Raw genomic sequence first — 21,401 nt, 5'->3', positions numbered from 1 at the left:
CTAGAGCAGGCCTCCCGGCCGCGTGCGCAGGACGCCCCGCTGCCACACCTCGGCGACCAGCGGAACGCCCGGCCGGTAGGCCAGGTGGACGTGGCTCGGGGCGTCCAGGAGGGCCAGGTCGGCGCGGGCGCCCTCGCGGACGGTGCCGACGTCCGTGCGGCGCAGGGCCCGCGCGCCGCCCGCCGTGGCCGACCAGACCGCCTCGTCGGGGGTCATGCCCATGTCCCGTACCGCCAGCGCCACGCAGAACGGCACGGAGGATGTGAAGGACGAGCCCGGGTTGCAGTCCGTGGAGAGCGCCACCGTCACGCCCGCGTCCAGCAGGCGGCGAGCGTCCGGCCACTTCGCGCGCGTGGAGAACTCCGCGCCCGGGAGCAGCGTCGCCACCGTGTCACCCTGGGCCAGGGCGTCCACGTCCGCGTCCGTCAGGTGCGTGCAGTGGTCGGCGCTCGCCGCGTCCAGTTCCACGGCGAGCTGGACGCCGGGGCCGTAGGAGAGCTGGTTGGCGTGGACGCGGGGGTGCAGGCCCTTCGCCTTGCCCGCCGTCAGGATGGCGCGGGCCTGGTCGCCGTCGAAGGCGCCCTTCTCGCAGAAGACGTCGATCCAGCGGGCGTGCGGGGCGCAGGCGTCCAGCATCTCGCCGGTGACCAGCTCCACGTACGCCGCCGGGTCCTCGGCGTGGTCGGGCGGGACGATGTGCGCGCCGAGGAACGTCACCTCGTCCGTGTGCCGGGCCGCGACACGCAGGGCGCGGGCCTCGTCGTGCGTGGTGAGGCCGTAGCCCGACTTGGTCTCGAAGGTGGTGGTGCCCTGCCGGAGGGCCTCGGCGAGGTAGTGGGTGACGTTCGCCTCCAGCTCCTCGTCGGTGGCGGCGCGGGTCGCGGCGACCGTGGTGCGGATGCCGCCGGCGGAGTAGGCGCGGCCCGACATGCGGGCGTTGAACTCCTGGGTGCGGTCGCCCGCGAAGACGAGGTGGGAGTGGGAGTCGACGAAGCCGGGGAGGGCGGCGCGGCCGTTCGCGTCGTACGTCTCGTCGGCCGCCGGGGCCTTGGCCGCCGGGCCCACCCAGGCGATCTTCTCGCCGTCCAGGACGACGGCGGCGTCCGTCAGCAGACCGAGGGGGCCGCCGTCGCCCTGCGCGGGGTCGTTGGTGACGAGGCTCGCGATGTTGGTGATGAGGGTGGTGGTCATGGGGTCTCCGGGGTTGGGGGGATGCAGCCCCTGCGGCGTTTGCGGAGCGGGGTCCGGGGCGGAGCCGGGCAGAGGGCAGGCTCGGGGACGACGTCAGTCCCGTAGTGCCCCGATCGCCTCGGCCAGCGCAGACGGGACGTCGGGGACCAAGGCGTGCGCGCCGTCCCGTACGACCACCCGGCCCCCGGCCACGACATGGCGGACGTCCGCCGCCGTCGCCGCGAAGACCGCCGTCTCGGCGGCCAGACGGGGTACGGGGCCCGCCGTGCGGACCGAGTCCAGGGCGATGGTCGTGAGGTCCGCGAGGGCGCCCCGCTCGATGGTGCCCGCCTGCGGCCAGCCCAGTGCCGCGTGCCCCTCGGCCGTGGCCGCCCGCAGCAGGGCCGCCGCCGTCCAGTGGCCCCGTGTGTGCGAGCGGAGCCGTTCGTTCAGCTCCATGGCCCGCGCCTCTTCGAAAATGTCGATGACGGCGTGGCTGTCGCTGCCCAGGGACAGGGGGCTGCCCTCCTGCTGGAGGCGCAGGGCGGGGCCGATGCCGTCGGCCAGGTCCCGCTCGGTCGTCGGGCACATGCACGTGCCGGTCGTGGTGCGGCCCAGCAGGCCGATGTCCTCGTCCGTGAGGTGCGTGTTGTGGACGCCGGTGGTGCGCGCGCCGAGGACGCCGTGGTCGGCGAGGAGCCGCGTCGGCGTACAGCCGTGCACGGCCTGGCAGGCGTCGTTCTCCGCCGTCTGCTCGGAGAGGTGGACGTGCAGCGGGGCGTCCCGCTCGGCCGCCCACCGCGCGACCGTGCCGAGCTGGCGCGCCGGGACGGCCCGTACGGAGTGGATCGCCGCGCCGATCCGGGCGTGGGCGCGGTCCTTCAGGGCCGAGGCCCGCTCGGCCCAGGCCTCCGTCGTGCCGTCGGAGAAGCGGAGCTGATGGCGGTCGGGTTCCTTGCCGCGGGTCTCGGAGAGCAGTCCCGAGGCCACGTACGCCGTGTCCAGGAGCGTGATCCGCACGCCCGCGTCGGCCGCCGCCTGGATCAGGGCCTCGCCCATGGCGTTGGGGTCGGCGTACGGCGTGCCGCCGGGCGCGTGGTGGAGGTAGTGGAACTCCCCCACCGTCGTGATGCCGGCCAGCGCCATCTCCGCGTACACCGCGCGGGCCAGCGCGTGGTAGGTCTCCGGCGTCAGGCGGTCCGCCACCCCGTACATGACCTCGCGCCACGTCCAGAACGTGCCGGAGCCGACCTGGACGGTGCCGCGCAGCGCGCGGTGGAAGGCGTGGGAGTGCGCGTTGGCGAGGCCGGGCAGCGTCAGGCCGCGCAGGACCGTCGCGCCGGGCTCGGGCCGGTCCACGCCCTGGCGGACGGCCGTGATCCGCTCGCCCGTCACCTCCACCGCCACGCCCGGCTCCACATGGGTGCCGAGCCAGGCGTGCTCCAGCCAGTAGGTGTCCGTGCGCTCGGTCGTCACGTGCGGACCAGCCCTTCCAGTACGTCGGCGAGTGCGCTCACCCCGGCCAGGCAGTCGTCCTCGGCGGCGTGCTCGGCCGGGGAGTGCGAGACGCCCGTGGGGTTGCGTACGAACAGCATGGCGGTCGGGATGGCACCGGACAGGATGCCGGCGTCGTGTCCCGCGCCGGTGCCGAGGACGGGGACCGGCCGGTCGGCCCCGCCGCGCAGGATCCTGCCCAGCTCGTCGCGCAGGGCGTGCTCGAACTCCACCACCGGGGTGAAGGACTCGCGGACGACGTCGAGGTCGATGCCGTGCCGGTCGGCGTACTCCCGGGCGGCCTTCTCGATGGCGGTGACGACCGTGTCGAGGGTCGCCTGGTCGGCGGCGCGCGAGTCCAGCCAGCCGCGTACGAGGGAGGGGATGGCGTTGACGCCGTTCGGCTCGACGGAGATCTTCCCGAAGGTGGCCACCGCGCCCGCCAGTTCGGCCTCGCGGCGGGCGGCGAGGACCGTCTCGGCGTATGTGAGCATCGGGTCCCTGCGGTCCACCAGGCGGGTGGTGCCCGCGTGGTTGGCCTCGCCCCGGAAGTCGAAGCGCCAGCGGCCGTGCGGCCAGATGGCGGACGCAATGCCGACGGGGTCGCCGGACAGGTCCAGGGCGCGGCCCTGTTCGACGTGCAGCTCCACGAACGCGCCGATCCGGGCGAGGCGTTCGGGGTCGGGGCCGATCCCGTACGGGTCGTAGCCCGCCGCCTCCATCGCCTGGGGCAGCGTGATGCCGTCGCCGTCCCGGAGCTTGTGCGCCGCCTCGACGGTGAGCTTTCCCGCGGTGAGCCGCGAACCCACGCAGGCCAGGCCGAAGCGGGCGCCTTCCTCGTCGCCGAAGTTGACGATGGCGAGGGGCTTGGTGAACCGGGTGCCGCGGGCCCGCAGTTCGTCCAGGGCCGCGAAGGCGGAGACGACGCCGAGGGGGCCGTCGAAGGCGCCGCCGTCGGGGACGGAGTCCAGGTGGGAGCCGGTGACGACGGCGTCCCCCTGGCGGGGGTCGCCCAGCCAGGCCCACTGGTTGCCGTTGCGGTCCAGCTCGTACGTCAGCCCGCGGGTGTCCGTCTGGGCCTTGAACCAGGCGCGGCAGTCGGCGTCCGCCGCGCTCCACGCGTAGCGGCGGTAGCCACCCGAGCCGGCGTCGCGGCCGATGGAACTCAGGTCCCGCCACATTTCCTGGAAGGACACGGGGCTCCGCCCCGGACCCCGCTCCTCCATCGCCGGAGAGGCCGGATTACTCACTCCCCCTCCCGCATGGGCACTCGCACGCCCTTGTCGTCGGCCACGGACTCCGCGATGTCGTACCCGGCGTCCACGTGCCGGATGACGCCCATGCCGGGGTCGTTGGTGAGGACGCGGCGGATCTTCTCGCCGGCGAGCTTCGTGCCGTCGGCGACCGAGACCTGGCCCGCGTGGATGGAGCGGCCCATGCCGACGCCGCCGCCGTGGTGGAGGGAGACCCAGCTGGCGCCCGAGGCGACGTTCACCATGGCGTTCAGGAGCGGCCAGTCGGCGATCGCGTCGGAGCCGTCGAGCATGGCCTCCGTCTCGCGGTACGGGGAGGCGACGGAGCCGCAGTCCAGGTGGTCGCGGCCGATGGCGAGGGGGGCCTGGAGTTCGCCGGAGGCGACCATGTCGTTGAAGCGCTCGCCGGCCTTGTCGCGCTCGCCGTAGCCGAGCCAGCAGATGCGGGCGGGCAGGCCCTGGAAGTGGACGCGCTCGCCGGCCATCTTGATCCAGCGGTGCAGTGACGCGTTCTGCAGGGACTCGTTCTCCGGGAAGAGGTCGAGGATCGCCTTGTCGGTCTTGTGGATGTCGGAGGCCTCGCCCGACAGGGCCGCCCAGCGGAAGGGGCCCCTGCCCTCGCAGAAGAGGGGGCGGATGTAGGCGGGGACGAAGCCGGGGAAGGCGAAGGCCCGCTCGTACCCGGCCAGTTGGGCCTCGCCGCGGATGGAGTTGCCGTAGTCGAAGACCTCGGCGCCCGCGTCCATGAAGCCGACCATGGCCTCGACGTGCCGCGCCATCGACTCGCGGGCCCGCGCCGTGAAGCCGGCCGGGTCCTTCGCCGCGTACGTCTGCATCTCGTCGAAGTCGACGCCGGTCGGCAGGTACGCGAGCGGGTCGTGGGCGGACGTCTGGTCGGTGACGATGTCGATGGGGGCGGACTCGGCGAGCATGCGCGGCAGCAGGTCGGCGGCGTTGCCGAGCAGGCCGATGGAGAGCGGGCGGCGGGCGTCGCGGGCCTCGACGGCGAGCTGGAGGGCGTGCTCCAGGGAGTCGGCCTTCACGTCGAGGTACTTGTGCTCGATGCGGCGCTCGATCGCGCGCGGGTCGCAGTCGACGCAGATGGCGACGCCGTCGTTCATGGTCACGGCGAGGGGCTGGGCGCCGCCCATGCCGCCGAGGCCGGCGGTGAGGGTGATCGTGCCGGCGAGGGTGCCGTTGAACTTCTTCGCCGCGACCGCCGCGAAGGTCTCGTAGGTGCCCTGGAGGATGCCCTGCGTGCCGATGTAGATCCAGGAGCCGGCCGTCATCTGGCCGTACATGGTCAGGCCCAGCTGCTCCAGGCGGCGGAACTCCTCCCAGTTCGCCCAGTCGCCGACCAGGTTGGAGTTGGCGATCAGGACGCGCGGGGCCCACTCGTGGGTCTGCATGACGCCGACGGGGCGCCCGGACTGGACGAGCATCGTCTCGTCCTGCTTCAGGGTCTTCAGCGTGCGGACCATCGCGTCGAAGGAGCGCCAGTCGCGGGCCGCCTTGCCGGTGCCGCCGTAGACGACGAGCTTGTCCGGGTGCTCGGCGACCTCGGGGTCCAGGTTGTTCTGGAGCATCCGCAGGGCGGCTTCCTGCTGCCATCCCAGGGCGCTCAGTTCCGTGCCGCGCGGTGCCCGTACGGGGCGGGGTCCTGACATGGCGGGGCCTCCTCGGTACCGTGAGTCTGTTATTCACATCCTGGAGTTCTGAATAGAACTAGTCAATAGCGAACGAATGCGCGAGTACGCGCCCTGGGGGCGCCGCTTGGGTGGTTGGCTGGATCGCATGGCCCACGACGCGGACGACCAGCGCAAGGCCCTTCGGGCGGACGAGCAGCAGAGCCGAGTGCTCCGGGCGGACGAGCAGCAGGCCCAGGCCCTCCCTGCGGGCGAGCAACGGGCCCAGGCCCTCCCTGCGGATGAGGAGCCGACCCGGGTTCTTCACGTGGATGTGGGTGGGGACGCCGGTGTCGGGGACGCCGCTGTCGGGGCCGCCCGGCGTCGGGAGCGGGCCGTCCGGGCCGCTGTGGCGCACGGGGTCGTCGGCCCGGGCGCCCCCCTCGCGGGGCTGCTCGACATCGCCGGGGTCCGTGCGAGCGCCGCCGCCCTGCGGGCCGCCTTCGCCGCCGTCACTCCGCCCGGCACCCCCGTCCTGCACGCCTTCGCCGTGAAGGCCACCCCGCTCGTGCCGGTCCTGCGGCTGCTGCGCTCGGCGGGGATCGGCGCCGAGGTGGCGAGCCCCGGCGAGCTGGCCCTGGCGCGGGCCGCCGGCGTCGCGCCCGCCGACACGGTCCTGGACTCCCCCGCCAAGACCCCCGCCGAACTGCGCCAGGCCCTCGCCCTCGGCATCGCCGTCAACGCCGACAACCCGCAGGAGCTGGCCCGCCTCGACGCCCTCGTCCGCTCGGCGCCCACCGCCTCCCCCCTCGGGCTGCGGGTCAACCCGCAGATCGGCGGCGGCTCGATCGGCGCCCTGTCGACGGCGACGCCCACCGCCAAGTTCGGCGTCCCGCTGCGCGACCAGGACGCCCGGGAGTGGGTCGTCCGGGCCTTCCTGGAGCGGCCGTGGCTGACCCGCCTGCACGCGCACTCCGGTTCGCAGGGCCTGCCCCTGGAGATGATGGCGCGCGGCGTCGAAGCCACGTACGACCTGGCCGAGGAGATCAACGAACGCGCCGGGCGGCGGCAGATCGACACGATCGACATCGGCGGCGGCCTGCCGGTCGACTTCGGCTCGGACGAGGAGAGCCCCACGTACGCGCAGTACGCGCGCCGCCTCAAGGCGAGGGTGCCGGGGCTGCTCGACGGGCGGTACGGCCTGGTCACCGAGTTCGGCCGCTCGCTGCTCGCCAAGCACGGGACGATCCTCGCCCGCGTCGAGTACACGAAGCGGGCGGGCGGCAGGCGCATCGCGGTGACGCACGCGGGCGTACAGGTGGCGACCCGGACGGTGTACGCGCCGCAGGCGTGGCCGCTGCGGATCGCCGCCTACGACGCGCAGGGCCGGCCGAGGAGCGGACCGGCCGTGGGCCAGGACATCGCGGGCCCGGCGTGCTTCGCGGGCGACCTGCTCGCCGAGAACCGCCCGCTGCCGCCGCTCGAAGCGGGCGACCATGTGGCCGTGCTGGACACGGGCGCCTACTACTTCACGGCGCATTACGGCTACAACAGCCTTGCCAGGCCCGGCATTTACGGTTACTCGGTGCACGGCGACGACGTGCGGTTCGCCGCCGCCCGCGAGCCGCAGACGCTCGACGAGATCGTCGCGGAGGCGGGCGGCGGCGCGGAACGGGACGCGCTGCGGTACCTCTGAACTTCCTTCGGGTTCCCGGGCCCTTCGGGCTCCGGGGCCTTCGGGTTCCCGGGGCCTTCGGGTTCCCGGGCCTTCGGGTTCCCGGGGCCTTCGGGTTCCCGGGCCCTTCGGGCTCCCCTCGGGCTCCATCAGGTTCCTCCGTAGGCACCGAAGTCCCGTGCCAGGCTCAGAGGTTGCTCAACTCGCGCATGGTGACGTGGCTCACGGGCAGACCCTGACTCCAGAACGCGTTTCGGTCAGACGTGTTCCCGGTCTCGGGGGAGGCTCCCATGACGGCATCCGGCACACCCACCACCGCGCCACCGCCCGCCGAGGACGGCGCGCTGCACCGCGCCATCGGCCCCAAGCTGCTGATCCTCTTCGTGATCGGCGACATCCTCGGCACGGGCATCTACGCCACCACCGGCAAGGTCGCGGGGAAGGTCGGCGGCGCGCTGTGGCTGCCGTTCGCGATCGGGTTCGTCGTGGCGATCCTGACGGCCGCCTCGTACGTCGAACTGGTCGGCAAGTACCCGAAGGCGGCCGGTGCCGCGCTCTACACGCAGAAGGCGTTCAAGACGCCGTTCCTCACCTTCATCATCGCCTTCATGGTGATGTGCTCGGGCCTCTCCTCGGCGAGCGCCGCCGCCCGCGCCTTCAGCGGCGACTACCTCGCCGAGCTGACCGGCGACGCGCTGCCCCCGACGCTGATCGCGATCACCTTCATCGTGCTGCTCGCCGCGCTGAACATGCGGGGCGTCTCGGAGTCGGTGAAGACCAACGTGGTCCTGACCCTCGTCGAACTGACCGGCCTCGTGATCATCCTGGGGATCGGCGCGTACGCCGTGCTCACCGGCGACGGCGAGCCCTCCCGGCTGACCGACTTCGAGGCCGGGGGCGGCACCGGGTACGCCGTGATGACGGGGGTGCTCGGCGCGACCGCGCTCGGCTTCTTCGCCTTCGTCGGCTTCGAGGACTCGGTGAACATGGCCGAGGAGACCAAGGACCCGGAGCGCACCTTCCCGCGCGCGATCTTCATCGGCGTGGCGGTCACGGGCACGATCTACGTCCTGGTGGCACTGGTCTCCTCCCTCCTGGTCGACTACAAGACGCTGGAGGGGTCGAGCGGCCCGCTGCTGGAAGTGGTGAAGGCCGGCGGCGTCGACTTCCCGCACAAACTCTTCGCGCTGATCGCCCTGTTCGCGGTCACCAACTCGGCACTGATCAACATCATGATGGCCTCGCGGCTCTGCTACGGCATGGCCAACGAACGCATCCTGCCGCGCGCCATGGGCCGCGTCCTGTCCCGACGCCGCACCCCGGTCGTCGGCATCGTCTTCGTCTCGCTGCTCGCGATCGGCCTGGTGTCGACGGGCGAGATCGAGGGGCTCGGCGACACCACCGCGTTCCTGCTGCTGTGCGTGTTCGCGGTGGTCAACGTGGCGGTGCTGGTCCTGCGCCGGGACCGCGTCGACCACCACCACTTCCGCACCCCGACCGCCCTGCCGGTCCTCGGCGCCCTCACGGCGCTGATCCTCGCGAGCCCGCTCGCCGACCGCCCGGCGGAGGTCTACATCCGCGCGGGCGTCCTGCTGGTCATCGGCATCGCCCTGTGGGCCGTCAACAAGGTGGTCCTGAAGGCCCGCGGCGAGGAGTGAGGCTCAGCGCCGCGCACCCGCGGCGGTGCGGCGCCGGGCCCCGCCGGGCGCCGCGTCGCCCGCCGCCGGGCCCGTCATCCGGTAGGCCCGCACCGCCTTGCCCGCGGGGGCGCCCGCGCCGCGCCCGAGCCGGTCGACGCGCACCCACAGGAGGACGTCGCCGTCCTGCTCGCGGCGGCCGAGCCGGGCCGCCTTCGCCCAGAGCCCGGCGCCCGCGCCCGCGAGGACGGCGCCGCCGGCCACGGGCAGCAGGAAGGCGCTGCCGAGCGCGGCGACGAAGGCGGCCAGCAGCCACCACCGGTGCCCGCGCCGCCAGTTCCGCACGGTCACGGCACGGCTCTGGAGCACGTCGTGCTTTCCGGCGCGGACGGCCTCGCGGGCCAGAGCGTCGTACCGCTTGCCCCGGACGTACGCGACGACGGCGGCCGTCACGAGGAACAGCGCGGCACCGGCGAGCGCGCCGACGCGCCGCCCGGTGAGCCCCTCCGGCAGCGCCCCGGCCCCGGCGGCGACCGCCCCGAGCCACCACAGGGGCGCCGCCCCGGCCCGCACGACCACCGGCACCCTCGCCAGCCCATGTCCACCGCGTCCCACGTCGCCTCCCACGCCTCCTGCCGCGCTGCTCCGGCACCGCTTCGGCACCGCTTCGGCGCAGCAGGTTAGCGGCGGAATCTGAGGAGAGGGTGAGAGTCCGGTGGCCCGTCGGCCCCTGGAGGGCTCACTCCACGAACAGGCCCCGCGCCGCCGCCCCCGCGTCGAACTCCTCCAGGCGGGCCTGCGCGTCCGGCAGGCCGTCGCACATGGCCTCCAGGAGGACGCGGCCGAGGAGCATGGGGGCGCACGCCGTGTCGAAGGCCAGGCCGGTGCCGACGGCCGCCGGGAGCAGGAGGTGGGAGTACGCGGCCACGGGGGCGAACGGCGAGTCCGCCACGGTGATCACCGTGAGGCCCGCCTCCCTCGCGTGGGCCAGCGCGTCCACGACCTCCCGGGGGTGGCGCGGCAGCGCGAAGCACAGGAGCGCCGTGGCGCCCGCCCGTACCGCCGCGTCGACGCGGTCGGTGAGCATCGTGCCGCCCTCGTCGAGGAGGCGTACGTCGGGGTGGACCTTCGCGGCGAAGTACGAGAAGCCGTACGCCTGGGAGGCGGCGGCCCGCAGGCCGAGGACCGGCAGCGGGCGGGAGGCGGCGAGGAGGCGGCCCGCCCGCTCCACCGGCGCCGGGTCGGCGAGGGCCTCGGCGAGGTGGCGGAGGTTGTCGATCTCCGCCTGCACCGCCTGCTGGTACTCGTTGAGCGCGTCCCCGGCGGCCGTCTCGGCGGGCGCCACGTCCCGCAGGTGCTTGCGCAGGGCGGGATAGCCGTCGAAGCCGAGCGCCACCGCGAAGCGGGTGACGGAGGGCTGGCTCACGCCGGCCAGTTCCGCCAGCTCGACGCTGGAGAGGAAGGGGACGTCCGCCGCCCGCCGCACCATGCAGTGCGCGATGCGGCGCTGCGTGGGCGTCAGCCGGTGCCCCTCGAAGAGCACGTGCAGCCGTGCCGCAGGACTGTCACTCATACCGTTCCTTGTCACCGGTGACGCACGCCGGACCATTGACAACCTATTCAGTCAGCGAGAACTCTGCATGACGATATGCAGCCGAGCAAGACGCGCGAGCAGCGGAGGGCAGTCGTCATGGCAGCTGAAGACCTGGTGGAGCGGCGCTCCATCGACGTCGTCCCCGACGACGAACGGCACGGCACCGCGTTCAGTCAGTTCACGCTCTGGCTCGGTGCCAACCTCCAGATCACCGCGGTCGTCACGGGCGCGCTCGCCGTCGTCTTCGGCGGCGACGTGGTGTGGTCGATCGTCGGCCTCGTCGCCGGCAACCTCCTCGGCGGCGCGGTGATGGCGCTGCACTCGGCGCAGGGCCCCCGGCTCGGCCTGCCCCAAATGATCCAGTCCCGGGCGCAGTTCGGCGTGAAGGGCGCGGCCGTCCCGCTGCTGCTCGTCATCCTCATGTACGTCGGCTTCTTCGCGAGCGGCAGCGTCCTCGCCGGGCAGGCCACGGCCGAGCTGACGCACACGGACGACACCACGGGCATCGTCCTCTTCGCCGCCGTCACGGCGGTCATGGCGGCGGTCGGCTACCGCGTCATCCACGCGCTCGGCCGGGTGGCCAGCGTGATCTGCGCGCTCGCGTTCGTCTACCTCGGCGTGCGGCTCCTGGACCGCGTGGACCTGTCCGCCCTGCTGGGCGACGCCCACTTCGACCTGCCGATGTTCCTGCTCGCCGTCTCCCTCTCGGCGTCCTGGCAGCTGGCCTTCGGGCCGTACGTCGCCGACTACTCGCGCTATCTGCCGCGTACGACGTCGGCGAAGGCCACGTTCTGGTGGACGCTGTCGGGCTCGGCCATCGGGTCGCAGTGGTCCATGACGTTCGGGGTGCTGGTCGCGGCGAGCGCGGGGGACGCCTTCCTCGCCGACCAGGTCGGCTACGTCGTCGGCCTCGGCGGGAGCGGCCTGATCGCCTCCTTCCTGTACTTCGTGATCGCGCTCGGCAAGCTGACCATCAACGTCCTCAACACCTACGGCGGCTTCATGTCGATGGTGACCGGCGTCAGCGGCTTCCGCGGCCAGAGGGTGCTCGGACCGCGCGGCCGGACCGCGTACATCGCCGTGATCATGGTGGCGGGCACGGTGGTCGCGCTGCTCGGCAAGGACAGCTTCCTGACGTCCTTCAAGGACTTCCTGCTGTTCCTGCTGACCTTCTTCACGCCCTGGTCGGCCATCAACCTCGTCGACTACTACCTGATCTCGCGCGAGCGGTACGACATCCCGGCGCTCAGCGATCCGCACGGCCGCTACGGCGCCTGGCGCCTCGACGCCCTCGCCGTCTACGGGATCGGACTGCTGGCCCAACTGCCGTTCCTCGTCACGCACTTCTACACGGGCCCGCTCGTCGAACCGCTGGGCGGCGCGGACATCTCGTGGGTCGTGGGCCTGGTGGTGCCCGCGGTGCTCTACTGGGCCCTGGCCCGGCGCGGCAGCGTCGCACCGGGGGCTGGTCCCCGGGCGGATACGGGGGTTATCCCCAGCGCCGACGAGGCCTCGGCCCCGTAGCGTGGACGGCTATGGAAGCCCGTGACGCCGAACTGAAGAAGGAACTCGACGCCACTCTGCACGCCCGCAGAGAGCTCGGCGAAGAGTACGACTCCGCCCTGGTCGAATCCTTCCTCGGGAAGATCGAGCAGCGCCTGGACGGCACGGTCGACCGGCGCCTGCGCCGTCACCTGGCCGAGCAGCAGATGACCGTCGCCCGCGGCTCCCGCTCCCCGTCCGGCGGCGCCGTTGACGCCTGGAGCGAGCGGTTCGGCTTCGGCCTGATATCCCTGATCCTCGCGGTCCCGCTGTCCGGCATCGGCGCGGCCACCGCCGGCCTGCCCGGGCTCGTCACCACCTGGGTGGGCATCGTCGGTGTGAACGCGGCGCAGGCGCTCCGCGGCGCGGACTTCGGCCGCCGCCGCAAGGACCGCTCCACCTCGGAGTGGGACTGCTGACCGGGGGTGACGTACCGGGCGGTCGAAGGCGGTGAGTGGCGCGGGGACCGCCGCACCCCCGGTTGCCCGGGGGGCGGGACGACGGCGGTCCCCGCGAGGGACGTGTGCCGGGTCAGGACCGGGCCACGTCCCGGCGTCCAGAGGTCCGGGAGCCGCTCCGGAGTTCCTGACGCCGACACCCATCACTGTGCCGGACCAGTGTTAAGCGGGTGCTGCGCGCACGTGTCGCGCTCGTACCACTTGCGCGAAGCCCCCGGGCCGGGCCGGGCCCGCTGCTCTAGTGACCCTGCTGCTCCGCGAGGAAGGCGAGCAGGTCCTGGCGGCTCACGACGCCGGTCGGCTTGCCCTCGACCAGGACGATGGCCGCGTCGGCGCCGCCGAGCACCGACATCAGGTCGGCCACCGGCTCACCGGAGCCGACCTGCGGCAGCGGGTCCGACATGTGCTTCTCCAGCGGGTCGCCGAGCGAGGCGCGCTGGGCGAACAGGGCGTCGAGCAGCTCGCGTTCGACCACGGAGCCGATGACCTCGGCGGCCATCACGTCGGGGTGTCCCGCGCCCGGCTTCACGATGGGCATCTGCGAGACGCCGTACTCGCGCAGCACCTCGATGGCCTGACCGACCGTCTCCTCGGGGTGCATGTGCACCAGGGAGGGCAGCGCGCCGCCCTCCTTGCGGCGCAGCACGTCGGCGACGCGCGGCTGGTCACCGGGCTCCTCCAGGAAGCCGTAGTCGTTCATCCACTCGTCGCTGAAGATCTTGCTCATGTAGCCGCGCCCGGAGTCGGGCAGCAGCACCACGACGACGTCGTCGGGGCCGAGCCGCTCCGCGACCCGCAGCGCCGCCACGACCGCCATGCCGCAGGAGCCGCCGACGAGCAGCCCCTCCTCCTTGGCGAGGCGCCGCGTCATCTGGAAGGAGTCCTTGTCGGACACCGCGATGATCTCGTCGGTCACGTTCCGGTCGTACGCGCTCGGCCAGAAGTCCTCGCCGACGCCCTCCACGAGGTAGGGCCGCCCGGAGCCGCCGGAGTACACGGACCCCTCGGGGTCGGCGCCGACTACGGTGACCTTGCCCCCGGAGACCTCCTTCAGGTACCCGCCGGTGCCGGAGATGGTGCCGCCGGTCCCGATGCCGGTGACGAAGTGGGTGATCTTCCCCTCCGTCTGCTCCCACAGCTCGGGGCCGGTGGAGTGGTAGTGCGAGAGCGGGTTGTTCGGGTTGCTGTACTGGTCGGGCTTCCAGGCGCCGGGCGTCTCGCGCACGAGACGGTCGGAGACGTTGTAGTACGAATCCGGGTGCTCGGGGTCGACGGCGGTCGGGCAGACGACCACATCGGCGCCGTACGCGCGCAGCACGTTGATCTTGTCGAGGGACACCTTGTCCGGGCAGACGAAGATGCACTTGTAACCCTTTTGCTGGGCCACGATGGCGAGCCCGACGCCGGTGTTGCCGGACGTCGGCTCGACGATCGTCCCGCCGGGCTTCAGCTCCCCGCTCTGCTCGGCCGCCTCGATCATGCGCAGCGCGATGCGGTCCTTCACGGAGCCGCCGGGGTTGAAGTACTCGACCTTGGCCAGGACGGTCGCCTGGATGCCCGCGGTCACATGGTTGAGCCTCACGAGCGGGGTATTGCCGACGAGGCTGATCATCGAGTCGTGGAATTGCACCGTTGTCTCCGGGCTGCGATGTAGTGCGACGAATTGGTGCGGTCAGCCTAAGGGGCCCTCTCATCCGTTCACCTCCGCCCACGATTGGCCGACCGTGCTTTCGGGGCAATGAGTGGATGTACGGCTGTACGGCGGTTCGGCTACGAGGAGGTGGCTGCGGGGCATGTCGAGGGCGAGGGTGGCACGGCGGATCGCGGCGGGCGCGGCGTACGGCGGCGGCGGGATCGGGCTGATCGGGGCCGCGGCGGTCGGCGTGGTGCTCGCCGAGGTCCAGCTGGCGAAGCGCTCCGTGGGCGGGTCGCACGCGGATCCGCCGCGGGCCGACGGGCGCTACGGCAGGGCGTACGGCGAGATCTCCGGCCCCCCCGACTGCTCCGAACCGGTGCGGTTGTGCTCCGAACCGGTGCGGTTCGCGATGCTCGGGGACTCCACGGCCGCGGGGCAGGGCGTGCACCGGTCGGGGCAGACCCCGGGGGCGCTGCTCGCCTCGGGGCTCGCGGCGGTCGCGGAGCGCCCCGTCGACCTGCGGAACGTGGCGCTGCCGGGCGCCCAGTCGGACGACCTGGACCGGCAGGTCACGCTGATCCTGTCGGACCCCTCCTGGGTGCCGGACGTGTGCGTCATCATGATCGGCGCGAACGACGTGACGCACCGGATGCCGCCGACCCGCTCGGTGCGGCACCTCTCCGGGGCGGTGCGGCGGCTGCGGACCGCCGGGGCGGAGGTGGTCGTCGGCACGTGTCCCGACCTCGGCACCGTGGAGAACGTCTACCAGCCGCTGCGGTGGCTGGCCCGCCGGGTCTCGCGGCAGCTGGCCGCGGCGCAGACGATCGGCGTGGTCGAGCAGGGCGGGCGGACGGTGTCGCTGGGCGATCTGCTGGGCCCCGAGTTCGCGGCGAACCCGCGGGAGCTGTTCGGTCCCGACAACTACCATCCCTCGGCGGAGGGGTACGCGACGGCGGCCATGGCGGTGCTCCCCACGCTGTGCGCGGCGCTGGGCCTGTGGCCCGAGGAGGAGCGGCCCGACCTCTCGCGGCGCGAGGGTTTCCTGCCGGTGGCGCGGGCGGCCGCGCAGGCCGCGGCGGAGGGCGGCACGGAGGTCACCCCGGTGATGCCGGCCGGCCCCCGGGGCCCCTGGGCCCTCATCAAACGCCGCCGCCGACGCCGCATCCACACCCCAGAACCCACCCCCCTCCCCCACTGACCCCACCCCCACACTGCCTGCCGACACGCTCCCCACGCCCCCAGAACGACCCCCTAAGGGGCGCGAGGAACGGCGCGCCAAGCCCCAAAGCACCCGCACCCCACAACGAAAGCAAGGCCCCCCCCAGGGGCGCGGGGAACGGCGCGACAAGCCACAACCCACCCGCACGTCACAACAAAGGCAAGCCCCCCAGGGGCGCGGGGAACGGCGCGACAAGCCACGACGCACCCGCACGCCCCAACGAAGGCAAGGCCCCCGGCCAGAACACGCGGGGAACTGCGCGACAAGCCACAACCCACCCGCACGCCACAACAAAAGCAAGGCCCCCGGCCAGAACACGCGCGGAACGGCACGACAAGCCACAACACACCCGCACGCCACAACGAACGCAAGCCCCCCAGCCAGAACACCCGAGCCGCCAAAACCGACCCGCACCAAGAACCCCCCGTACGCCCAGGGCCCCCCGACCTGAGCACCCGCTTAGAAATGCGTCCCGCGTCACACACCCCACCCGATGACCGACAGCATTACGCGGGGGTAACTTCCCAGGGAGTCCTGCCCCCTCGTCACCGGAGCGCCTGATGCCCGAAGCCGTGATCGTCTCCACCGCCCGCACCCCGATCGGCCGCGCCTTCAAGGGCTCGCTGAAGGACCTGCGCCCGGACGACCTGACCGCCACGATCATCGAGGCCGCCCTCGCCAAGGTCCCGGAGCTGGACCCCAGGGACATCGACGACCTGATGCTCGGCTGCGGCCTGCCCGGTGGCGAGCAGGGCCACAACCTCGGCCGCATCGTCGCCGTACAGCTGGGCATGGACCACCTCCCCGGCTGCACGATCACCCGCTACTGCTCCTCGTCCCTCCAGACGAGCCGCATGGCCCTGCACGCCATCAAGGCGGGCGAGGGCGACGTCTTCATCTCGGCGGGTGTCGAGATGGTCTCGCGCAGCGTGAAGGGGACCAGCGACGGCCTGCCCGACACCCACAACCCGCTCTTCGCCGACGCCGAGGCCCGCACCGCGGCCGTCGCCGAGAGCGAGGGCTCCACCTGGCACGACCCGCGCGAGGACGGCCTGCTCCCGGACGCCTACATCGCGATGGGCCAGACCGCGGAGAACCTCGCCCGCGCCAAGGGCGTCACCCGCCAGGACATGGACGAGTTCGGCGTGCGCTCGCAGAACCTCGCCGAGGAAGCCATCAAGAACGGCTTCTGGGAGCGCGAGATCACCCCGGTCACCACCCCCGACGGCACGGTGGTCAGCAAGGACGACGGCCCGCGCGCCGGGGTCACCCTGGAGGGCGTCCAGGGCCTGAAGCCCGTCTTCCGTCCCGACGGCATGGTCACCGCCGGCAACTGCTGCCCGCTGAACGACGGCGCCGCCGCCCTCGTGATCATGAGCGACACCAAGGCCCGCGAGCTCGGCCTGACCCCGCTCGCCCGCATCGTCTCCACCGGCGTCACCGGCCTCTCCCCCGAGATCATGGGCCTCGGCCCGGTCGAGGCGTCCAAGCAGGCACTGCGCCGGGCCGGGCTCACCATCGACGACATCGACCTGGTCGAGATCAACGAGGCCTTCGCCGCCCAGGTGATCCCGAGCTACCGGGACCTCGGCATCGACATCGACAAGCTGAACGTCAACGGCGGCGCCATCGCGGTCGGCCACCCCTTCGGCATGACGGGCGCCCGCATCACCGGCACGCTGATCAACTCCCTCCAGTTCCATGACAAGCAGTTCGGTCTGGAGACGATGTGCGTCGGCGGCGGCCAGGGCATGGCGATGGTCATCGAGCGCCTCAGCTGACCGCGAAAACCCCCGATTCGCTGACGCAGAGTTGGCGTTCCTGACGCTCCGCTCCTGCACCGTTCCGTGACCCAATCTCCCCCAGGATGTGACCTATCTCCTGGGGGAGACACATATGCGCAGCTCACAGCGGTCCATAGGGGTACACAGGGCCCAAAGACCTGCCCGTTTCGTGACGTTATGCACTGACAGCTGGATCGTGCAGGCTTCAAGCTGATGTAGGAAGTCGGGGGTCGACTTGAAACCGGGAGTACGTCAGTGAGCGCCATGCCTCTTGCCTTGCTGCTCTCCACGGCCGCTGCCACGGCCGTGGGCGCAGCCGCCCTGCACGCGGTGCGCGGCCTGCGCAAGCAACTCGCCGAGATCACCGCCCTGCGCACCGAGCTGGCCGACAGCCGGGCCGCCGCGGGCCGCCCGCACCCCACGGTGCCGGGCGCCCGCACCGCCGTGGACGCCGACGAGATACGCGCGGCGGTGGCCGAGGCGCTCGCCGAGGAGCGGGAGCGGGAGCTGGCCGAGGCCCGTGCCTTCTGGGCCGCCCAGGAGGCCCGTGAGGGCTCGGACGCGCCCTCCCTGCTGCACGGCCTGCCCGGCATCCCGGACGGAATCGCCGACGAGCTGTTCCTGCCGCGCCAGGCCGACTTCGCGGGCCTGGAGGCGGACAGCCTGGAGCCGGTGACCGAGCCCTTCGCCGATCCGTTCGCCGACGATTTCGCGTCGGATTCCCCGGAGCTGGCCGCGGCCCGCCGCCGCCACCCCTCGCACCCGGACTTCGTGCCGGTGCAGACGCCCGCCTCCGAGATCTACGGCGACCACGAGCGCACGGTGGCCTGCCTCGAGGAGCTGGCCGGCGCCCGCACCGCGCTGGCCGACGTCCGCCCCGGCCCGCTGGGCACCCTGGACGTGTACGTCTTCACCGACGGCACGACCCTGTGCATGACGCCGGGCCACCGCGAGACCGCGGAGCTGCTCGCCGAGGCCCTGCGCGCCGGGCACGCCCCGGTGCTGCTCGGCGGCTCCGGGATCTCGGGCGCGTACGCCCTGACCTTCGAGTGCGGCACCGAGAACGTCTACATCCTCGCCGACCGCGTCATCGCCTCCGTCTGACCCGCCCGGGCGGGCCCGGCGGCTACACCGCGGCCCGCTTCTGCGCCTGGGCCACCAGTTCGAGGGCGCGCGCCAGCTCCTCAGGGTCCGTCAGCACAAGGGCCAGATCCCGCCCCGCGACGGTGATCTGGTCGGCGGCGGCGAACATCCCCGCGTCCGGCATCTCGCGCGGTGGCGCGTCCGGCTCCTCGATGGCTTGCGCGCGCGCCGCCAACTCCCTGGCCAGCGCCAGCGCTTCGGTCGCGGCGCCGCGCTGCAGGCGGCTCTGCGGCGCGGCCCGCAGGCGGTCGGCGAAATGGTCCACTGCGGCCGTCAAAGGCGTCGTATCGAGCACCCCGCGACCTTATGCGGCTTTCCGGCACTGTTGCCAACGCCCGGACGCTCAGGCACGGTGACGGGAAGGACGGACCACATCGCGACGCGTCCGGAGGCGCCGATGTCCCAAGTCTTCTCCGAGGAGACCCACCGCAACCTGCTCGCCCGAATCCCCCAGTGCACCGGTCGTGAAGTCGCCGACTGGCTGCGCGCCGTGGACGAAGGACCCTCCCTCTTCCGCTTCGAGGAGAAAGTCAGCTGGCTGCGCGCCGAGCACAACCTCGCGTACGGCCACGCGAAGGCGATCATCCACGAGTACGACCTGAGGCGGGCCGCCCGCAAGTTCCTCTGACCCCCTACCTCCCTCCCGACACGCACGCGAAGGGCCCGCGGACCGGAATCGGTCCGCGGGCCCTTCGGCTGTCGGTTCAGCCGCTGAGCGGCTCGCGTCAGTCGTTCCCCTGAAGGATCGCGATCAGACGCAGGAACTCGAGGTAGATCCACACGAGCGTCATCGTCAGGCCGAACGCCGCGAGCCAGGCCTCTTCCTTCGGCGCGCCGTAGGCGATGCCGTCCTCGACCTGCTTGAAGTCCAGGGCGAGGAAGCAGGCGCCGAGCAGAATGCCGACGATGCCGAAGACGATGCCGAGGCCGCCGCTGCGGAAGCCGAGGCCGTCACCGCCGCCGAAGACCATGAACAGGAGGTTCACGGCCGTCAGCAGCAGGAAGCCCATCGCCGCGGCCATCACGAAGCCGTAGAAGCGACGGTTGACGCGGATCCAGCCCGCCTTGTACGCCACCAGGACGCCGACGAAGACCGCCATCGTGCCCAGCACGGCCTGCATGGCCGCGCCGTCCGCGATGCGGTTGTCGACGACGCTGGAGACGACGCCGAGGAAGACGCCCTCCAGCGCGGCATACGTCATGATCAGCGCGGGCGAGGCCTTGCGCTTGAAGGACTGCACCAGGCCGAGCACCATCGCCACCAGGCCGGCGCCGATCGCGATGCCGTACGACTTGCCGATGCTGGCGTCGTCGACCGGCAGCAGCGCCCAGGCGAGCGCCGCCGTGACCAGCAGCGTGCCGAGGGTGGTGGCGGTGCGCATGACGACGTCGTCCATCGTCATGCGGCCGGTGCTTACGGGCGCCTGGGGCGCGCCGTGCTGCACGTCCTGCTGGGCGTACGGATTGGTGGCGTAGGGGTTGCCCTGCGCGTACGGATTGCCCTGGGTCTGGGTCGCTGCTGCGGGTCCCCCGGCCTGCGGCTGCCCGCCGAAGCCGGCGTAGCCGCTGTCGCGGCTGAACCCCCGTCGCGAGAAGACCGGGTTGCTGCTCCTCATCTCACTCCTCCATGGCCACCGTGCGTGGCTTTGCCCTCAAGAGTAATGCGTAGGCAAAAGGATGGTCCTAGTGCTTGGGGAGGATCTTTCCCTCCCTGTGACCGAGAACGCGCGACACGACCCCTACTGTTCCCGGATCGGAACCCTTCCCCCACCCGGGTGGCACGCCCGCTCCCGTGGGGCCCGCCCCACGGCGGCCACTCCCTGAGCGCCGCACGGGCGGTCCCGGGAGCCGGTCGGGGCTGAGGGTGGAGGTGCCCGGAGCCGGACTCGAACCGGCACGCCCCCGAGGGGCAGCGAGGTTTAAGCTCGCCGTGTCTGCATTCCACCATCCGGGCAGGCCATGGGCCCCGCAACAAGGATTCGACCCTATCGGGAGGCGTCCCCCGTACAGCGGAAGGTCGGCACGATGTTGTCTTATTTTATTGACGTCTGAGGGAGCATCAGCCCCCGGTACGGTCCATTGGTACATGCCGGAGGCCTTTCCACGGCTCCGGGCGGTCTCATGGCCCTCTGCGCGGAATGACGGAATTTAGCCTCCCGGCAGTTCCCGGCCCGCCTCCCGGATCCGCGCCGGCGTCCGGCTCCTCTCAGGGGCGGCCCTCATCCTGAGGTATGACATCGCCTCCCGGGGTCCGACCGGAGAGGGCCCCAGGAACCGGAACAGCGGCTGACTCCAGGACGGCGTGCGGCCGGGACGATGGAGTACGTCCCCACTCGTCGTACCGACAGGAGCATCGTCCCGTGACCACCACCCCCTTCGCCGCCCGTGCCACCACCGTGGCCGCGCGTGCCACGGATCTCTCCAAGGTGTACGGACAGGGTGAGACCCAGGTGGTCGCCCTGGACCGCGTCTCCGTCGACTTCGGGCGGGGCGAGTTCACCGCGATCATGGGCCCCTCCGGCTCCGGCAAGTCGACGCTGATGCACTGCGTCGCGGGCCTGGACAGCTTCAGCTCGGGGTCGGTCCGCCTCGGTGAGACGGAGCTGTCCACGCTCAAGGACAAGCAGCTCACCAAGCTCCGCCGGGACAAGATCGGCTTCATTTTCCAGGCGTTCAACCTGCTGCCGACCCTGACGGCCCTGGAGAACATCACGCTCCCCATGGACATCGCGGGCCGCAAGCCCGACAAGCAGTGGCTGGAGCAGGTCATCGACATGGTCGGGCTCTCCGGCCGGCTCAGCCACCGGCCGACGGAGCTGTCCGGCGGCCAGCAGCAGCGCGTGGCCGTGGCCCGCGCGCTCGCCTCCCAGCCGGAGATCATCTTCGGTGACGAGCCGACCGGAAACCTCGACTCGCGCTCGGGCGCGGAGGTCCTCGGTTTCCTGCGCAACTCGGTGCGCGACCTCGGCCAGACCGTCGTGATGGTCACGCACGACCCGGTGGCCGCCTCGTACGCGGACCGCGTGATCTTCCTCGCCGACGGGCGCATCGTGGACGAGATGCTCGAGCCCACCGCGGAGGGCGTGCTGGACCGGATGAAGCACTTCGACGCCAAGGGCCGCACCAGCTAGGCGCCCGGTCGCCTCGTTCTTCGCACTGCGGGCCGCATGC

18 protein-coding genes and 1 tRNA gene are annotated in these 21,401 nt (G+C 72.3%); 9 read left to right on the top strand and 10 right to left on the bottom strand.

From position 1 onward, the window contains the following. The 4 genes from hutI to hutU form a co-directional block, all read right to left on the bottom strand. Positions 1-1,191: an imidazolonepropionase gene (hutI, locus tag ACZ516_RS17940; protein ID WP_469010973.1), complete on the bottom strand. Its 1,191-nt coding sequence runs from the start codon at positions 1,189-1,191 to the stop codon at positions 1-3. Between the two features lie 93 nt (positions 1,192-1,284). After that, positions 1,285-2,646, bottom strand: coding sequence for a formimidoylglutamate deiminase (locus tag ACZ516_RS17935; RefSeq protein WP_469010972.1), 1,362 nt, complete (start codon positions 2,644-2,646; stop codon positions 1,285-1,287). Beyond that, the gene (locus ACZ516_RS17930; protein ID WP_469011041.1) at positions 2,643-3,890 is read right to left on the bottom strand and encodes an allantoate amidohydrolase; all 1,248 of its coding nucleotides are present in this window, start codon (positions 3,888-3,890) and stop codon (positions 2,643-2,645) included. The genes ACZ516_RS17935 and ACZ516_RS17930 overlap by 4 nt, the downstream gene beginning before the upstream one ends. Before the next feature lie 20 nt (positions 3,891-3,910). Beyond that, entirely contained in the window at positions 3,911-5,584 is a 1,674-nt protein-coding gene (hutU, locus tag ACZ516_RS17925) for a urocanate hydratase (protein WP_358588423.1), read from the bottom strand. A 127-nt stretch (positions 5,585-5,711) separates the two neighbouring features. On the opposite strand from hutU, the gene ACZ516_RS17920 reads away from it, so the two are divergent. Then, positions 5,712-7,238, top strand: coding sequence for a type III PLP-dependent enzyme domain-containing protein (locus ACZ516_RS17920; protein WP_469010970.1), 1,527 nt, complete (start codon positions 5,712-5,714; stop codon positions 7,236-7,238). A gap of 269 nt (positions 7,239-7,507) precedes the next feature. Further along, positions 7,508-8,875, top strand: a complete 1,368-nt coding sequence (locus ACZ516_RS17915) for an APC family permease (protein ID WP_469010968.1) — start codon at positions 7,508-7,510, stop codon at positions 8,873-8,875. A 3-nt stretch (positions 8,876-8,878) separates the two neighbouring features. On the opposite strand, the gene ACZ516_RS17910 is transcribed toward ACZ516_RS17915, so the two are convergent. Together ACZ516_RS17910 and ACZ516_RS17905 are read right to left on the bottom strand one after the other, a co-directional pair. Continuing rightward, positions 8,879-9,469 (bottom strand): hypothetical protein, encoded by a 591-nt coding sequence (locus ACZ516_RS17910; RefSeq protein ID WP_361085781.1) that lies wholly within the window; start codon positions 9,467-9,469, stop codon positions 8,879-8,881. 124 nt (positions 9,470-9,593) lie between these two features. Next, on the bottom strand, positions 9,594-10,427 hold the full coding sequence (locus ACZ516_RS17905) for a MurR/RpiR family transcriptional regulator (RefSeq protein WP_361077650.1): 834 nt from the start codon (positions 10,425-10,427) through the stop codon (positions 9,594-9,596). Positions 10,428-10,544: 117 nt separating this feature from the next. On the opposite strand from ACZ516_RS17905, the gene ACZ516_RS17900 reads away from it, so the two are divergent. Both ACZ516_RS17900 and ACZ516_RS17895 read left to right on the top strand, forming a co-directional pair. After that, positions 10,545-11,972 (top strand): purine-cytosine permease family protein, encoded by a 1,428-nt coding sequence (locus tag ACZ516_RS17900; RefSeq protein ID WP_469010966.1) that lies wholly within the window; start codon positions 10,545-10,547, stop codon positions 11,970-11,972. Positions 11,973-11,983: 11 nt separating this feature from the next. Beyond that, positions 11,984-12,409, top strand: a complete 426-nt coding sequence (locus ACZ516_RS17895) for a hypothetical protein (RefSeq protein ID WP_361077656.1) — start codon at positions 11,984-11,986, stop codon at positions 12,407-12,409. 277 nt (positions 12,410-12,686) lie between these two features. Here ACZ516_RS17895 and ACZ516_RS17890 read toward each other — a convergent pair whose 3' ends face one another. Further along, positions 12,687-14,078 carry a cystathionine beta-synthase gene (locus ACZ516_RS17890; RefSeq protein WP_358586602.1) on the bottom strand — a complete coding sequence of 464 codons (1,392 nt, stop codon included), beginning with the start codon at positions 14,076-14,078 and terminating at the stop codon, positions 12,687-12,689. 163 nt (positions 14,079-14,241) lie between these two features. Between ACZ516_RS17890 and ACZ516_RS17885 the strand changes: the two genes are divergently transcribed. The 3 genes from ACZ516_RS17885 (at position 14,242) to ACZ516_RS17875 (ending at position 18,191) form a co-directional block, all read left to right on the top strand. Next, entirely contained in the window at positions 14,242-15,282 is a 1,041-nt protein-coding gene (locus ACZ516_RS17885) for an SGNH/GDSL hydrolase family protein (protein ID WP_358912080.1), read from the top strand. A 581-nt stretch (positions 15,283-15,863) separates the two neighbouring features. Continuing rightward, on the top strand, positions 15,864-17,084 hold the full coding sequence (locus tag ACZ516_RS17880; protein ID WP_361077660.1) for an acetyl-CoA C-acetyltransferase: 1,221 nt from the start codon (positions 15,864-15,866) through the stop codon (positions 17,082-17,084). 267 nt (positions 17,085-17,351) lie between these two features. Continuing rightward, a complete protein-coding gene (locus ACZ516_RS17875) occupies positions 17,352-18,191 on the top strand; it encodes a hypothetical protein (protein WP_469010964.1) in 840 nt (279 codons plus the stop codon). 22 nt (positions 18,192-18,213) lie between these two features. On the opposite strand, the gene ACZ516_RS17870 is transcribed toward ACZ516_RS17875, so the two are convergent. Beyond that, complete coding sequence (locus ACZ516_RS17870) at positions 18,214-18,525, bottom strand: hypothetical protein (RefSeq protein ID WP_358586610.1); 312 nt, start codon at positions 18,523-18,525, stop codon at positions 18,214-18,216. 102 nt (positions 18,526-18,627) lie between these two features. Here ACZ516_RS17870 and ACZ516_RS17865 point away from each other — a divergent pair, with 102 nt between their 5' ends. Continuing rightward, positions 18,628-18,858 (top strand): DUF4287 domain-containing protein, encoded by a 231-nt coding sequence (locus tag ACZ516_RS17865; protein WP_358586611.1) that lies wholly within the window; start codon positions 18,628-18,630, stop codon positions 18,856-18,858. A 97-nt stretch (positions 18,859-18,955) separates the two neighbouring features. Here ACZ516_RS17865 and ACZ516_RS17860 read toward each other — a convergent pair whose 3' ends face one another. Together ACZ516_RS17860 and ACZ516_RS17855 are read right to left on the bottom strand one after the other, a co-directional pair. After that, positions 18,956-19,846 (bottom strand): Bax inhibitor-1/YccA family protein, encoded by an 891-nt coding sequence (locus ACZ516_RS17860; protein ID WP_358586613.1) that lies wholly within the window; start codon positions 19,844-19,846, stop codon positions 18,956-18,958. A 255-nt stretch (positions 19,847-20,101) separates the two neighbouring features. Continuing rightward, positions 20,102-20,184 (bottom strand) — tRNA-Leu (locus ACZ516_RS17855). Positions 20,185-20,590: 406 nt separating this feature from the next. On the opposite strand from ACZ516_RS17855, the gene ACZ516_RS17850 reads away from it, so the two are divergent. Further along, on the top strand, positions 20,591-21,361 hold the full coding sequence (locus tag ACZ516_RS17850; protein WP_358586614.1) for an ABC transporter ATP-binding protein: 771 nt from the start codon (positions 20,591-20,593) through the stop codon (positions 21,359-21,361). Positions 21,362-21,401 lie beyond the last annotated feature (40 nt).

Source organism: Streptomyces sp. NPDC034037, assembly GCF_055575715.1.
The sequence above is the reverse complement of the archived record's forward strand: the minus strand, read 5'-3'. Positions and strand labels throughout refer to the sequence as shown.